The 15,307-nt window shown below is 65.4% G+C and carries 14 protein-coding genes; 10 read left to right on the forward strand and 4 right to left on the reverse strand.

The genetic code is table 11. The annotated features are described in order from the left end of the window. Positions 1–2: 2 nt before the first annotated feature. A complete protein-coding gene (locus tag AC3EC3_RS03200; RefSeq protein ID WP_488488229.1) occupies positions 3–2,330 on the reverse strand; it encodes a patatin-like protein in 2,328 nt (775 codons plus the stop codon). Between the two features lie 70 nt (positions 2,331–2,400). Here AC3EC3_RS03200 and radA point away from each other — a divergent pair, with 70 nt between their 5' ends. The 7 genes from radA to AC3EC3_RS03235 all read left to right on the forward strand — a co-directional run bounded on the left by radA (position 2,401) and on the right by AC3EC3_RS03235 (position 10,201). Beyond that, positions 2,401–3,786 (forward strand): DNA repair protein RadA, encoded by a 1,386-nt coding sequence (gene radA, locus AC3EC3_RS03205; protein WP_488488230.1) that lies wholly within the window; start codon positions 2,401–2,403, stop codon positions 3,784–3,786. Between the two features lie 12 nt (positions 3,787–3,798). Then, on the forward strand, positions 3,799–4,344 hold the full coding sequence (locus tag AC3EC3_RS03210) for a CvpA family protein (protein ID WP_488488231.1): 546 nt from the start codon (positions 3,799–3,801) through the stop codon (positions 4,342–4,344). A 1-nt stretch (position 4,345) separates the two neighbouring features. Then, complete coding sequence (locus tag AC3EC3_RS03215) at positions 4,346–4,756, forward strand: iron-sulfur cluster assembly scaffold protein (protein ID WP_488488232.1); 411 nt, start codon at positions 4,346–4,348, stop codon at positions 4,754–4,756. Between the two features lie 153 nt (positions 4,757–4,909). Continuing rightward, entirely contained in the window at positions 4,910–5,473 is a 564-nt protein-coding gene (gene phaR / locus AC3EC3_RS03220) for a polyhydroxyalkanoate synthesis repressor PhaR (RefSeq protein WP_488488233.1), read from the forward strand. A gap of 90 nt (positions 5,474–5,563) precedes the next feature. After that, positions 5,564–7,102 carry a proline--tRNA ligase gene (gene proS / locus AC3EC3_RS03225; RefSeq protein WP_488488234.1) on the forward strand — a complete coding sequence of 513 codons (1,539 nt, stop codon included), beginning with the start codon at positions 5,564–5,566 and terminating at the stop codon, positions 7,100–7,102. A gap of 43 nt (positions 7,103–7,145) precedes the next feature. Next, complete coding sequence (locus tag AC3EC3_RS03230) at positions 7,146–7,742, forward strand: DUF805 domain-containing protein (RefSeq protein WP_488488235.1); 597 nt, start codon at positions 7,146–7,148, stop codon at positions 7,740–7,742. A 185-nt stretch (positions 7,743–7,927) separates the two neighbouring features. After that, positions 7,928–10,201, forward strand: a complete 2,274-nt coding sequence (locus AC3EC3_RS03235) for a ribonuclease R family protein (RefSeq protein ID WP_488489184.1) — start codon at positions 7,928–7,930, stop codon at positions 10,199–10,201. A gap of 45 nt (positions 10,202–10,246) precedes the next feature. Here the strand turns inward: AC3EC3_RS03235 and AC3EC3_RS03240 are convergent, their stop codons facing one another. Then, the gene (locus AC3EC3_RS03240) at positions 10,247–10,702 is read right to left on the reverse strand and encodes a universal stress protein (protein ID WP_488488236.1); all 456 of its coding nucleotides are present in this window, start codon (positions 10,700–10,702) and stop codon (positions 10,247–10,249) included. A gap of 157 nt (positions 10,703–10,859) precedes the next feature. Between AC3EC3_RS03240 and AC3EC3_RS03245 the strand changes: the two genes are divergently transcribed. The 3 genes from AC3EC3_RS03245 to lpdA are packed head-to-tail and all read left to right on the forward strand — an operon-like array spanning position 10,860 to position 13,980. Continuing rightward, positions 10,860–12,164, forward strand: a complete 1,305-nt coding sequence (locus AC3EC3_RS03245) for a pyruvate dehydrogenase complex dihydrolipoamide acetyltransferase (protein ID WP_488488237.1) — start codon at positions 10,860–10,862, stop codon at positions 12,162–12,164. Continuing rightward, positions 12,165–12,563 (forward strand): acyl-CoA thioesterase, encoded by a 399-nt coding sequence (locus tag AC3EC3_RS03250; RefSeq protein WP_260921869.1) that lies wholly within the window; start codon positions 12,165–12,167, stop codon positions 12,561–12,563. A 4-nt stretch (positions 12,564–12,567) separates the two neighbouring features. After that, complete coding sequence (gene lpdA / locus AC3EC3_RS03255) at positions 12,568–13,980, forward strand: dihydrolipoyl dehydrogenase (protein ID WP_488488238.1); 1,413 nt, start codon at positions 12,568–12,570, stop codon at positions 13,978–13,980. An 82-nt stretch (positions 13,981–14,062) separates the two neighbouring features. On the opposite strand, the gene AC3EC3_RS03260 is transcribed toward lpdA, so the two are convergent. Together AC3EC3_RS03260 and AC3EC3_RS03265 are read right to left on the reverse strand one after the other, a co-directional pair. Beyond that, positions 14,063–14,821, reverse strand: a complete 759-nt coding sequence (locus tag AC3EC3_RS03260; protein WP_488488239.1) for an SIMPL domain-containing protein — start codon at positions 14,819–14,821, stop codon at positions 14,063–14,065. An 81-nt stretch (positions 14,822–14,902) separates the two neighbouring features. Next, the gene (locus AC3EC3_RS03265) at positions 14,903–15,223 is read right to left on the reverse strand and encodes a PilZ domain-containing protein (RefSeq protein ID WP_488488240.1); all 321 of its coding nucleotides are present in this window, start codon (positions 15,221–15,223) and stop codon (positions 14,903–14,905) included. Positions 15,224–15,307: the final 84 nt, after the last annotated feature.

A 15,307-nucleotide genomic window follows, 5' to 3' on the forward strand; every position in this document is an offset into this window, starting at 1 on the left:
GGTCAGGGCTTACTGTCGGACAGGCGTGCGCGGATGCCCTCGATCAGCGAGGGGTCCGCGCACAGCCGTCCATCTTCCTCCTCCAGAATCGCCGCGAAGGCCTCGCGCTTGAACTTTGCCAGATCGGCGGGGGGCAGGGCGCTGTCGTCCTCCAGTGTCGAGGCGATCAGGTCGATGGTGCGTTCGGCGCCGTGGAGGCGGCCCCAGAGGTAATCGTTCTCGCGGTAGGCGCGGCTGAAGAAGGCGCCGAAGCGATAGAACTCCGCGCCGCGCAGCGGGCTTTCCCCGCCTTCGGAAATCAGGCTGCGGCAGTCTTCGGGCGAGATGCGATCGACCTTGATCGGATCGAACTCGGTCAGCCCTTCGCCGCGCAGCAGCGGCAGCGTCACCGTGTCGTAGAACGGGAAGCCGAGGTAGGTGAGCAGCAGCTTGCGGCGCAGCGGTTGCGGCATGTCGGCCATCGCTTCGGCCAGCATCGTATCGACGCGCTCGTCGGTGGCGATCAGTTCGCGGGCGGCGGCGATGGCATCGAGCACCGCGCCGGGTTCCGCGAAAACGTGGCCAGCCGTCTCGCACAGGTCTTCACCCAGAACCGAGAGGCGCTCCTTCTCCTGATAGATCGCCAGTGCCCGATAGATCAGCGTGCGCGCGGCTTCGCGCTCGGCGTCGCTCACCGTCTCGTCGAAGTCCCAGTCCTGCGCCAGTCGCCGGGCGAGCAGACGCAGGCGGCGGATGCGATAGGGCAGGTCATGCGCCCGCAAGAAGGCGGCCATTTCCGGCGTCCCCTTGCCGCGCAGCGCTTCGCTGTGATCGAGACCGCTGGCTTTCAGATGCACCATCAGATGATCGGCGATCACGGTCGCGCCGGGGTTGTTCTCGCGCGGGAGCAGTCGTTCGATCAACTGGCCCAGCTGCGCGACGACCGAGGCGAACTTGAGCTGGGCATAGCCGTGCCAGGCATAGCCCGCCTGCTCCATCGCCCGGCCGTGCGCCTTCTCGCGCCAGGCGGCGATGCGGCGCGGCGTTGGCCTGTCGAGGAACAGCGTGCTGCCGAACAGCCGCGCGACAGTGTCCTCCACTTCGGGGCGCAATGCCTGGACGATGCGCTGCAACTGCGCCTGCTCGCGCGAGGTGCGCTCGATGGCATCAAGGTTGTCGCGGATCGGCTGTTCGCGCGGGATTGAGGAGAGCGCGCCGAAGATTACCTGAAAGAAGCCGGGCAGTTCGTCGCTATCCTCGATCAGCGCGCTGTGCCGTTCGGGCAGGGGATCGATATAGACGACGCGGCGGTCCACCTCGCGCGCGGCGGGTCGGTTGCGCAACGCCTTCAGCGCCTCGGCAAAGGGGGCGTTGACCAGCACCGAGCCGTCGATCAGCGCCACCCGGTCGAGATCGCCCGCGCGCGCATGTTCGGGCAGGATGCGCCGCAGAAAGGCCTCGCGCTCGGGCCAGTCAAGCTCGTGCTCTTTCGCAAAGCCGTCCATCTCGGCCAGCGAAAGCGGGGGGAAGGCCCCGGGAAACGCCGATGTGGCGCGCGCGGCAAAGACCAGTTCGACGATCGGGGCGAGGCTTGCCGTCTCGCCTGCCGCCGCGCCGCGCCTGCCGACATGGAACTCGATGCCGACGCGGTGCTCGCTCTCGCGCACGAGGCGCGGCGAGTTGAGGCGCAGCGTTTCGAGATGGCCGTTGAAATCGGTGGCGGTCACGAACAGGTCGAGCGGATGGCGCTCGGGCAGCAGCGGCGGGCCGACCGGCCCTTCGGCCATGCCCCGCAGTGCGCGCAGCATGAGGCCGGAAAAGCGCGTCCCCCCGAAAGGCGGCTCGAACCAGCGCGAGCGCACGAGGCGGGAAAGCTTCTGGCGCACTTCGGTGCGGGTTTCGGGGGCGACCGTCTCGCTCACCGCATTGCCGGGGCGGCGCAGAAGATATTCGATCAACGGGCGCGCCCAGAACTTGGCAAGGTCCGAGCCCGGCTTGGCCGCAGGGTCCAGCAGTTCGTCGACGTCGGCCCCTTCCAGCCACAGCGCGGTCAGCGGGTCGAGCGACTGGCCGGTGTGGATCGCCTGCGCCAGCAGCACCGAGTTGACCCCGCCCGCGCTGGCGCCGGTCACGATATCGGCCATCACCTTGAGGCGCAGGCCACGCTCGCTCACGGCAGCCAGCAGGCGGTGGTAGACCCCGGCGACACCGGCCTCCGGTTCCTCGCCCGACCAGTGCGTCTGGCTGGCGCGCAGGGCGTGCCACAGTTCCTTGGTGACGCCGTGCATGTAGACGGCCAGGCTGACGCCGCCGTAGCAAACCAGAGCTATTCGCAGTTCTTTCTGCCGCATAATCCAAGCATGGGGATCATGCGGGGAAAAGGCAATTGCGTTCCGCATCTGTTCCGGTTACGCCCGCCGCATGGCCAAACCCAAGCGTCGATATGTCTGCACCGCCTGCGGCGGCGTCTCCACCCGCTGGCAGGGGCAGTGCCCGGACTGTGGCGAGTGGAACACGCTGGCCGAAGAGGCACCGCAGACGGTGTTCTCCTCCAAGCACGATCTGTCTTCGGGCGGGCGGCCGATCCTGTTCACCCCGCTCGACCAGCCGGGCGAGATGCCGGTGCGTCGCGCCAGTGGCCTTGCCGAATTCGACCGGGCGCTGGGCGGTGGCCTCGTTCCCGGCTCGGCGATCCTGATGGGCGGCGATCCGGGCATCGGCAAGTCCACGCTGCTGTTGCAGGTGTCCGCGCACATGGCGCGCGAAGGCGCGGCGAAGGGCAGCCCGCGACAGGCGGTGTACGTCAGCGGCGAGGAAGCCTCCGGGCAGGTGCGCCTGCGTGCGGCACGGCTTGGATTGTCCGACGCGCCGATCCAGATGGCGGCGGCGACCTCCGTGCGCGATATCCTGACGACGCTGGGAATGATGGAGCCGCCCTCGATCCTCGTGATCGATTCGATCCAGACGATGCATTCGGACCAGATCGAGGGTGCCCCCGGCACGGTCAGTCAGGTGCGCGGCTGCGCCTTTGAACTGATCCGCTATGCCAAGGAGAACGGGGTCACGCTGCTGCTGGTCGGCCACGTCACCAAGGACGGCAATATCGCCGGGCCGCGCGTGCTGGAGCACATGGTTGACGTGGTGATGAGCTTCGAGGGCGAGCGCAGCCACCAGTACCGCATCCTGCGTTCGCTCAAGAACCGCTTCGGTCCGGTGGACGAGATCGGCGTCTTCGCGATGGAAGGCGATGGGCTTGCCGAAGTGGGTAATCCCTCGCTGCTGTTCCTGTCCGGGCGGGACGAGCCGCTGGCGGGCAGTGCGGTGTTCCCGGCGATGGAAGGCACGCGGCCCGTGCTGGTCGAGATCCAGGCGCTGATCGTGCGGTTGCAGAGCGGCGCGACGCCGCGCCGTGCGGTCGTCGGCTGGGACTCAGGCCGTATGGCGATGCTGCTGGCGGTGCTGGAGGCGCGCTGCGGGCTGAATTTCTCTAGCGCGGAAGTCTATCTCAACGTCTCGGGCGGCTATCGACTGGCCGATCCGGCGGCGGACCTTGCGGTGGCCGCTGCGCTGATCTCGGCGCTGTCCGAAAGGCCGCTGCCGCGCGATGCAGTGTGGTTCGGCGAAGTCTCGCTGGCGGGCGAGGTGCGCCCGGTCGCGCATTCCTCCATTCGCCAGCGCGAATCGGCGAAACTCGGTTTCGGGCGGGCGGTCGGTCCGGCAGGCGGGCCGGAGCCGGATGGCAAGCTCACCTACCGCGCTGTGACGATGCTGCCCAATCTCGTTGACCGGATCATCGGCGAGGCCTAGTTTCGCCTGCAAATGACTGGCTTTGATATTGTCGTCCTGCTTGTCGTCGGGATCGGCGCAATAATCGGATTCCTGCGCGGTTTCGTGCAGGAAATACTTGCTCTTGCAGCCTGGATCTTTGCGATTCTGGCGATCAGGGGGCTCCACACGCCGCTGACGCGGATGCTCGAATCGCATGTTTCGAGTTCCTCGGCGGCAGCGGTGCTGGCTTTCGCGATCCTGCTGCTGGTGCCCTACCTGATCGTCCGCCTCGTTGCGCGCTGGGCGGGCAAGCGAAGCCGCGCCTCCGTGCTCGGCCCCATCGACCGTGTGCTCGGCTTCGGCTTCGGCGCGCTCAAGGGCATGATCGTGGTCGTGCTCGGCTTCTCGGTCGTGGTGTTGGGCTACGACACGATATGGGGCGTGAAGGGCCGTCCGGACTGGATGGTCGATGCGCGGACCTATTCCTTCGTCGATGCCAGCAGCCGTGCGGTGGTGAAGATGATCTCGGACCGCCACCAGGCGATGACCTCGGGCGAGGACAGCGACACCGAAGCGGGTACGGCCAGCGCCGACTGACATGGCGACGGTGCTCTACACCCCCGAAGTGCTCGGCCTGGCGATGGTGCTGTTCCAGCATCCGCTCGATGATGCCGTGCCGCTGCGCGCCAGCGCCCGCTCGAAGAGTTGCGGCAGCGTGCTGGAACTGGGGATGGCGCTGGACGATGAAGGGCGGATCGCGCGGGTGGGCCTGCGCTGTCAGGCCTGCGCGATCGGGCAGGCGTCTGCCGCGATCTTCGCGCAGCATGCGGTGGGTATGGATGCTGAAATGATCCGGCAGACAGCGCAGGCGATGCGGTCTTGGCTGGCGGGAGAGGGCACGCTTCCCGGGTGGCCCGGGCTCGATGCGATTGCGGCGGCCCGTGATTATCCCGCGCGCCACGGGGCCGTCATGCTGGTGTGGGACGCAGCGCTCGACATTCTCGCCTAGGTCGATTTCTGTCCGTCTCTATCCTGGTTGTGTCCGTTTCAGTCGCTCTCACCGAAACGGTGCGGTTTCGTGGTGTTGCTGCGCAGCAAAAGCGGTTGCGCCGCGATAACGTGGAATGATAGCGTGCGATCTCTAGAGGATAGAGGATCAGCCATGACCAAGGCGGACAAAAGCGAAGACGGTACGGTCATCATCAAGAAGTACGCCAACAGGCGGCTCTACAATACCCGGACATCCAGCTACATCACGCTGGAACACCTCGCGAAAATGACGCGCGAGGGGATCGACTACAAGGTGCTCGATGCCAAGTCCGGCGTGGACATCACCCACACGATCCTGACCCAGATCATCATGGAGGAAGAGGCCCATGGCGAGCAGATGCTCCCGGTCAACTTCCTGCGCGAACTCATTGCAATGTATGGAAATTCCATGCAATCTCTGGTGCCGCACTACCTTGAGGCGTCGATGGACAACTTCCGCGCCAACCAGGCCAAGCTGAGCAAGGCCTTCGGCGACAGCATGGGCAACAACCCGCTGGCCAAGCTGGCCGAACAGAACATGGCGATGTTCAAGGCAGCGGCCTCGGCCTTCATGCCCGGTGCTGAAACACCGGAAGCGAAACCGGCTCCGGCGGCTGAGGAATCGCCTTCCGACCTTTCCGCACTGCGAGATCAGATGGCTGAAATCCAGAAGAGGCTTGACGCGCTGGGTAAATAAGGGCCAGCGCAGGCGTTCCCGCATGTTCGCGCATCGCGGGATGAAGCGCGTCGGACGGTCCGGCGCGCGCCCAAGCAGGAAGAGCCGCAAGTGCCCGCCATCCGACACGCCCTCACGATCAAGCGCGAGGACGATTTCGCCCAGTGGTTCCAGGAAGTCATCTCCGAGGCCGAAATGGCCGAGGAATCGGGCGTTCGCGGTTGCATGGTCATCAAGCCGTGGGGCTACGGCATCTGGGAGCGCATGCAGCGCCTGATGGATGACCGGATCAAGGCCGCCGGTGTCGATAACTGCTACTTCCCGCTGTTCATCCCGCTGTCCTATTTCGCCAAGGAAGCCGAGCACGTCGACGGTTTTGCCAAGGAAATGGCGGTCGTCACGCATCACCGCCTGATCGGCGATGGCAAGGGCGGGCTGGTGCCCGATCCCGAAGCGAAGCTGGAAGAGCCGCTGATCGTGCGTCCCACCTCGGAGACGGTGATCGGTCAGGCGATGGCGCGCTGGGTGCAGTCGTGGCGCGACCTGCCGCTGATGGTGAACCAGTGGGCCAACGTGGTGCGCTGGGAAATGCGCACGCGCATGTTCCTGCGCACCAGCGAGTTCCTCTGGCAGGAAGGTCACACCGCCCATGTCGACCGCGAGGATGCGTTGAAAGAAACCCTGCGCGCGCTTGAAATGTACCGTGAATTTGCCGAGAACGTACTGGCGATGCCGGTCACGACGGGTGAGAAGCCCGAGAACGAGCGTTTCCCCGGCGCCGTCGCGACCTACTCTATCGAGGCGATGATGCAGGACGGCAAGGCGCTGCAGGCCGGCACCTCGCACTATCTCGGCACCGGTTTCGCCAAGGCGGCGGGCATCCAGTATCAGGACAAGGAAGGCCAGCAGCAGTTCGCGCATACGACGAGCTGGGGCACCTCCACCCGCATGGTCGGCGGCGTCATCATGGTTCATGGCGACGACGACGGGCTGCGCGTGCCGCCCGCGATTGCGCCGCAGCAGATCATCATCCTGCCGATGCTGCGCGACAATGATGAGGACGCCGCGCTGCTCGATTACTGCGAGGATCTGCGCAAGTCGCTGGTGTCGCAGTTCGCGCTGGGCGAGCCGGTGCGCGTGCTGCTCGACAAGCGTCCGGGCAAGGCCACGCAGAAGCGCTGGGCCTGGGTGAAGAAGGGCGTGCCGCTGATTCTGGAGATCGGCGGTCGCGATGCCGCAGGCGGTCAGGTCTCGATGCTGCGCCGCGACAGGCTGTGGAACGAGGCCGCGAAGGCCAATTTCGAGGCGCTGGCCAAGGACGATTTCGTGGCGCGTGCCGCTGCGGAGCTGGAAGACATTCAGGCCTCGCTCCATGCCGAGGCGCTGGCGCGCCGCGATGCGAACATCACCAGGGTTTCGACCTTCGACGAGCTGGCCGCGTTCTTCTCCGAAGACAAGCGCTACCCCGGCTGGGCCGAAGTGGTCTGGGCGCGCCCGACCGGTGCGGATCTGGAAGGCGTGGTCAAGCGCCTGAAGGAGCTGAAACTGACCATCCGTAACACCCCGCTGGTGGGCGAACCCGTTGCCGGTGAATGCATTTTCACGGGACGCGAGGCGGTCGAGCGGATATATGTTGCACGGTCCTATTAAGGTCTGTGCTTATTGGGGACTGACAGCTTGAGGGGGAGCGCGCGTGTTCGAGGCTATTCGCTATAATCTGACCAACCTGACCCGGTTTTCGGGGCGGGATTCGCGCTCCACCTTCTGGTTCTACATCCTGTTTCTGGTGATCGTTCAGGTCGTCATTTCTATGGCCCTGTCGATGGTGGCTGGCGGCATGATGGCGGTCGATGCCTTCCATGCCGCCAGCAAGGGCACCGATCAGGTGGCTATTCAGCACGCGATGTTCGGCCGGATGGCGGGCATGATGCGCGTCTCCATGTGGGGCTCTGCCGTGCTGTCGCTGGTGATGATGTTCCTCGTCTCGGCGTCGTTCACGCGGCGGCTTCACGATTCGGGCAAGCCGGGCTGGATCACCGCGATTGTCGTGCTGCTGCAGATCGCAACCGCAATCCTGACCATCGGCATGATCGGCGAGATGGTCAGCTACATGTCGCACCTGACGCCGGAAGATCCGGTGGCGATGCAGGCGTCGATGAAAGCGCATCAGGCCAAGTTCGCGGTGCAGGGCGCGCTGGGCTGGCTGCCGCTGCTGATCGTCGTGGTGTTCGGAGTCTGGCCGTCGAGCGATGGCGATAACCGCTATGGGCCGGAGCCCGATCATCTCTGACCGGCCCGATCATCCCTGACTGGGGCGGTGTGCCGTCCGGGGGCTGAATTTGCGGGCCCATTGTAATTGCGCGGTGCAGGGGGCATGGCAGGATCATGGCTCCCAAAAACCGTCCCGGCTCCGATCGTCTCTCGCTCAACCGTCCTGCATCCAAGCGCACGTCGCCCGCGCGTCCTGCGCCGGGCATGCCATCGCGCGAGCAGATCCTGGAGTTCATCCAGAACTCGGCGGAACCGGCGGGCAAGCGCGAGATTTCAAAGCATTTCGGGCTTCAGGGGGCGGAGAAGATCCAGCTCAAGGCGCTGCTCAAGGACATGGCCGAGGAAGGCCTGATCGACGGCAGGCGTACCGCCTATCACCGCATGGGCGGGGTGCCGCGCGTCACTGTGCTGCGTGTCGTCGATATCGACGAGGGCGAGGCCATCGCCATTCCCGATACCTGGACGCCCGAGGACGCGACACCGCCGCCGCGCATCCGTCTCGTCGAGAAGGGGCCGAAGAGCGGCCCGCGCGGCTCGGCGCTGCGCAAGGGCGACCGGGTGCTGTCGCGCACCGAGGAGAGTGAAACCGGCTGGCGCGCCTGGCCGATGAAGAAGCTGGAACTGCGCGCCGAGCAGATGCTGGGCGTCATTGAGATCGACAGTCAGGGCAAGGCGTGGCTGGCCCCGGTCGACAAGCGCATCCGCAATTCCTCGCTGATCTCCGACATGGGCGGGGCCGAGGCGGGCGAACTGGTGCTGGCCGAGCCGGTCGGGCGTTCGGTGCGTGCCTCGGTGAAAGTCACCGAGCGTCTGGGCGAGCCGCTGGCGGCCAAGGCGTTCAGCCTGATCGCGATCCACAAGCACGGCATTCCCAACCACTTCTCCGAAGAGACGCTGGCCGAGGCCGAGCGCGCGGCAAAGCTGCCTCTCAGCCACGAGAAGCGCGAAGACCTGCGTCACCTGCCGATCGTCGCCATCGACCCTTCGGATGCGCGCGATCACGACGATGCGATCTGGGCCAGGCCCGATGGCCATGGCGGTTTCGAGGCGCTGGTCGCCATTGCCGACGTGTCGTTCTTCGTGCGTCCCGGCGGCGAGGTGGACGGCGAGGCGCGGCGGCGCGGCAACTCGGTCTACTTCCCGGATCGCGTGGTGCCGATGCTACCCGAAGTGCTCAGCGCCGATGTCTGCTCGTTGCGCAGCGGCGAGGATCGCGCGGCGATGGCCTGCCACATGAAGGTCGATACACAGGGCCGGGTTACCGAGTGGCGCTTCACCCGCGCCATCGTGCGGATCGACGAGGTTATCGCCTACGAAGAAGCCCAGCGCCGCATCGATGCGGGCGAGGCGCCTGCGCACCTCAACGACCTTTGGGCCTGCTGGAAGCTGCTGGCCAAGGCTCGCGAGGCGCGTGATCCGCTGGAGTTGGAACTGCCCGAACGCCGGGTGAAGCTGGACGAGCAGGGCCGCATCACCGAGATCGCGCTGCGCGAGCGGCTCGATGCGCATCGCGTGGTCGAGGATTTCATGATCGCGGCCAACGTGGCGGCAGCCAAGGCGTTGGAGGCCAAGGTCGCGCCGGTGGTCTACCGCATCCATGAGACGCCGAGCCGCGAAAAGCTGATGGCGCTGAAGGATTATCTCGCCACCTTCGACAAGAAGCTGGCGATGGGGCAGGTCATCACGCCGGGTCTGTTCAACCGCATGTTGAAGGACATCGCCGACGAAACCGAGAAGGCGCTGATCATGGAAGCGGTGCTGCGCAGCCAGACGCAGGCCTATTACGGTCCGCGCAACGAAGGGCACTTCGGTCTGGCGCTGGGCTCCTATGCGCACTTCACTTCGCCGATCCGCCGCTATGCCGACCTTCTGGTCCACCGCGCGCTGGTCGATGCCTATGGGCTGGAGCAGCCTGCGCCCAAAAGCGATCTGCCTGCGCTGTCAGGCCTTGCCGAGCGGGACCGGACCGATCTTACGCGGATCACCGATGCGATCAGCCAGGCCGAGCGCCGGGCGATGATGGCCGAGCGCGAGACGATCGACCGCTATGTCGCGGCATGGCTGGCAGGCCGCGTGGGCGAGGTGTTCGACACGCGCATCACCGGCGTCCAGAAATTCGGCTTCTTCGCGACCATCGTCGGCCTTGGCGGCGACGGCCTCGTGCCGGTCTCGACGCTGGGCGACGAGCGCTTTTCCTATGACGAGAAGGCGCAGGTGCTGGAAGGCGAGCAGACCGGCACGACCTATGCCGTCGGTCAGATCCTGCGGCTGCGACTGGCTGAGGCCAATCCGCTGACCGGCTCGCTCAAGTATGAGTTGGAGGAAGGCGGCGGCCGGATCGAGCCGCGCGGTCGTCCACAGGCCGGCAAGCCGATCAAGCACAAGGGCACCTTCAGAAAGCAGGGCGGCGGTCATACCGTCGGCCAGCGCGGTCGTCCGGCGAACATCCGCCATCAGGGGCGCAAGAAGAAGAAATAAAGCTCGGTTCTGCGTCCGCGCAGAAGCGGGCGCCGCCGGTCTGGTTTAACTAAGGCTCTCGATCTGCTCCGGCGTCAGGCCGCCGGGCACGACGAATACCGGGCAGGTCATATGCGCCATACCCGAGCCGGTGAAGTGCGAGACCAGCGGGCCGGGGGAGCCTTCGCTGGCGGCGCCGAGCACCAGTGCGGAAACCTCGGGGTGCTCTTCGAGGTACTTGCGCACGACTTTCACGTCCTCGCCCATCTTCACCGAGATTACCGGCATCTTGCCGCCTTGCGAAAGCAGGTTGCCTGCTGCTGCCGTCACCAGCGTTTCGGCGCGGGCGCGGGCCTCTTCCTCGATGGTCGCCTGTACGCCGGCGAAGGCGTTGAAGGGCTGGGGTGGGACGAGCGCGAGGAGATGCAGCACGCCTTCGGTGCTCGCAGCACGGCGCGCGGCATACTGCAGCGCGACCAGCGCTTCGTCGGATTCGTCGATGATGACCAGATAGACGCGCATGAAGTTCCTCTCGGGCGCCGCTTATCCGGCCATTGGGCTTTGCGTGCAAGCCATCAGGAATGCGTAATAGGGATGCAAAGCCGCTTGTGTGGAGGCGACAGATTGTCCAAGGAGGGTGCAACCCCAGCCAACCCAAGCAAGGGACATAAAAGAATCCATGCCCATCGAGATCAAGATGCCCGCGCTTTCGCCCACCATGGAGGAAGGCAAGCTGGCCAAATGGCTCGTCAAGGAGGGTGATACCGTCTCCTCCGGCGACATCATGGCGGAGATCGAGACGGACAAGGCGACCATGGAGTTCGAAGCCGTTGACGAAGGCGTCATCGGCAAGATCCTGGTGGCCGAGGGGACCGAAGGCGTAAAGGTCGGAGCCGTGATCGCGGTGCTGGCCGGCGAAGGTGAGGATGTGTCTTCGATCGAAGCCGCTCCCGCCGCAGCACCCGCACCGGCCCCCGCCGTTTCCGAAGCCGCTCCCGCTCCTGCCGCCGCCAAGGCTGCTCCGGCGCCTGCCGCCAGCGCGCCTGCTGCCAAGACCGAAGGCCGTTCGATCGCCTCGCCGCTTGCGCGCCGGATCGCTGCCGACAAGGGGATCGACCTGTCGACCCTGACCGGCACCGGCCCCAACGGTCGCATCGTCAAGGCTGACGTCGAGAACGCCAAGCCCGGTGCCGCTGCACCCAAGGCTGCGCCCGCTGCCGCTGCGGCCCCTGCCGCCGCGACGTCGAGCGTCGAAATGGCCGACAGCACCCGCGCGCTGCTCGATGCCCGTGTCCCGCACACGGTCGAGAAGCTTTCGGGCATGCGCAAGACCATCGCCAAGCGTCTGACCCAGTCGAAGCAGGAAGCACCGCACATCTATCTGACGGTGGACGTGGTGCTCGACAAGCTGATGGCGCTGCGTTCGCAGGTCAACGCCCAGCTCGAAAAGCGCGGCATCAAGGTGTCGGTCAACGACATGCTGGTCAAGGCGCTCGGCATGGCTCTGGCCGAAGTGCCCGAGTGCAACGTGACCTTCGCCGGTGACGAGATCATCAAGTACGAACGCGCCGACGTGTCGGTCGCGGTGTCGATCCCCAATGGTCTGATCACTCCGATCGTGCCGGATGCGGGCGGCAAGTCGTTCTCGCAGATCGCGACGATGACCAAGGATCTCGGCAAGCGCGCCAAGGAAGGCAAGCTCAAGCCCGAAGAGTATCAGGGCGGCACTGCCTCGATCTCGAACATGGGCATGATGGGCATCACGCAGTTCTCTGCCGTGATCAACCCGCCGCAGTCGGTGATCCTGGCGATCGGCGCGGGCGTGAAGCGCCCCTGGGTGATGGAAGACGGCTCGATCGGCGTCGCCACCATCCTGACCGCGACCGGCAGCTTCGACCACCGCGGTGTGGACGGGGCCGACGGCGCGCGCCTGATGGCCGCGTTCAAGGACTTCGTCGAGAACCCGCTCGGGATGATCGCGTAAATGGACGCGCCCGCGCGTGCCGTGAACAATGGCCGCGATCCGGTGATCCGGGTCACGGCCATGCCCGCCGATGCCAACGCCTATGGCGATATCTTCGGCGGCTGGTTGATGAGCCTTATGGACTCGGGCGCAGGGCTGATCGCCGCGCGTCATTCGCACGGTCGCGCCGTTACGGTGGCGATGGACGGGATGCAGTTCCACTCGCCCGTCCGCATCGGTGACGAGGTTTCGGTCTACGGCACGCTGGAGCGTGTCGGCCGGACCTCGATGACGATCTCGATCGAGGCCTGGCGCCGGCATCGCCACGAGGAAGAAGAAGTGAAAGTGACCCAGGCGGTGTTCACTTTCGTCGCGGTGGACGAGAACAAGCGTCCCCGCGTGATCGATCAGGAGATTTGAAGCAGTGGCTGATTCCTACGACGTCATCGTCCTCGGTTCGGGCCCCGGCGGCTATGTTGCGGCGATCCGTTCCGCACAGCTCGGCCTCAAGACCGCAATCGTCGAGCGCGAACTGCTCGGCGGCATCTGCCTCAACTGGGGCTGCATTCCGACCAAGGCGCTGCTGCGCTCTTCGGAAGTGTTCCACCAGATGAAGCACGCCAAGAACTACGGTCTGGCGGCGGACAACATCCGCGCCGATCTGGATGCCATCGTCAAGCGTTCGCGCGGCGTGGCCAAGCAGCTCAATCAGGGCGTCACGCACCTGATGAAGAAGAACAAGATCACCGTTCACATGGGCACCGGCAACCTTCTGGGTGGCGGCAAGATCGAAGTGAAGGGCGACAAGGGCGCCGAGACGATCTCGGGCAAGCACATCATCGTCGCCACCGGCGCGCGGGCGCGCGAACTGCCGTTCGCTCCCGTCGATGGCAAGCGCGTGTGGACCTACCGCCACGCGATGACCCCCACCGAAATGCCGACCAAGCTGCTGGTCATGGGTTCGGGTGCCATCGGCGTGGAGTTCGCCAGCTTCTACAACGACATGGGCGTCGAGGTCACGATCGTCGAGATGCTCGACCGGATCATGCCGGTGGAGGACAAGGACGTGTCCTCGTTCATGGAGAAGGCGCTCACCAAGCAGGGCATGAAGATCCTCACCGAAGCAGCGGTGCAGGAAGTCAAGGCCGGCGCGGCGGACGTGAAGGTCAAGATCAAGGCCAAGGACGGCAAGATCACCGAGGAAACCTACAGCCATGTGATCTCGGCGGTCGGCATCGTGCCGAACACCGAGAACGTCGGGCTGGAGAAGGTCGGCGCCAAGCTGGACCGTGGCTTCATCCAGATCGACGACTATGGCCGCACCGGCGTACCGGGCCTGTGGGCCATCGGTGACTGCACCCCCGGACCATGGCTTGCCCACAAGGCCAGCCACGAGGGCGTGACGACCGCCGAGTCCATCGCCAAGGAACTGGGCAACAAGGACGTGCACCCGCACGGTCTTGACCGGAACAACATTCCGGGCTGCACCTACTGCCACCCGCAGGTGGCGTCGGTCGGCATGACCGAGGCCAAGGCCAAGGAAGCGGGCTATACCGTCAAGGCGGGCACGTTCCCGTTCATCGGCAATGGCAAGGCCATCGCGCTGGGTGAGCCGGAAGGCTTCGTGAAGACGGTGTTTGATGCCAAGACCGGCGAACTGCTGGGCGCGCACATGGTCGGCGCGGAAGTGACCGAGATGATCCAGGGCTACGTCGTCGGCAAGACGCTGGAAACCACGGAACTCGAACTGATGCAGACCGTGTTCCCGCACCCGACCATTTCGGAAGCGATGCACGAATCGGTGCTCGCTGCCTATGGTCGCGCCATTCACATCTGATGGTGCAGATCTGATCGGCTGATAGAGGTCGAAACGCGAAAGGGCGGGGGCTTGATGCTCCCGCCCTTTTCGTTTGGCGCGCTTACTGTAGGGCGTAGGAAACCATGACCCGCGCACTGGTTTCGATCGGCGCGGGCTTCATGCCAACCTTGATGGGTGCCGGCGGAGCAGGCGGCGGAGGTGGCGGAGGAACCCGGTGGGAGGTTGCCATCACTTCCGGTGCGAGATTTCGGCTGTCTCCATCCTGCACGCGCAGCAGCGGCCCAAGCTTGCGGCCCGAGCTGTCCGCGATCATCTGGGCCTGCTTGTGCGCATCGGAGAGGGCTTGAGTCAGGGCCTTGCCTCGTGCCTCGTCGTCGTCGCGTAACCAGAATCGTTGGATTCCGACCTGCGTGCCACCCAGACGGCTGACAAGGCCGGTCAGCGTTCCCGCATCTTCCACGTCGCCTGTCTCGACCTGCACCGGCATCGTCGCGACATAGCCGATGACGGCGCAAGGGCCTTCGGACAGGCGCTGCGTGCCGTAAGTGTTGGCATCGCATTCCTTGGGGCGGATCTCTGCCACGTTGAGGTCGGACGTATGCAGGTCCGCATCTTTCGCAAGGCTGCGAACCCCGCCTTCGATCCTCAGCGCCGAGTCGCGCAGTTTCGTGATGGCCGTATCGGACGTGGTTCCTTCGCCGCGCACGGTATAACCGATCGTTACCCGGTCGGGTGCGGTGCGCGCGACGCCGGTGGCGGAGACGAGAATCTGCGGTTGCGGCGGTTCGCTCTGGGCCTGCGCGGTTGCTGCTGTGGCAAAAGCAGGCAATGTCATCAGTAAGGCGATAGTCGACTTCACGTGTTTTCCCCTCGAAACGATGTCGATGGGGAAGAGGCTAACCGCTTGCGAAGTCTTCGCAAAGACAATCAGCAGGCATGATCAGCCAGCAGTGCGCACCAGATGCTCGAACACGGCCGGATAGAGCGGCTCCTCGAACGCGCAGCCGAGCGCATTGTCGCGCTGCCACACGATCTTTGCTGTCAGCATCTGCATGCCGGGGATACGGATGCGCAAGGGCGTGTCGGCGCGGACATCGGGCATCCATGCTACGCGAAAGCCGCCGGGTGAGAGGTCTTCCAGCCGCACCTTGCGCCAGGGGCGGGTGCCTTGCCGCGCCTCGCAGACGATCGAAACCTCGGCCCGCGCGTCGCGTTGGGGCTGCAGATCGTCTTCGTCGTCGAGGTAAGGGAACTGAGCCAAGGGCGGGGCACTCCAGTGGATGCCCGCCGAATGTACCACCGCCCCTTACCAAGCCGTTACCAGACGGATGATGGTGCAACCAAT

The organism is Novosphingobium sp. BAM6, assembly GCF_057784955.1.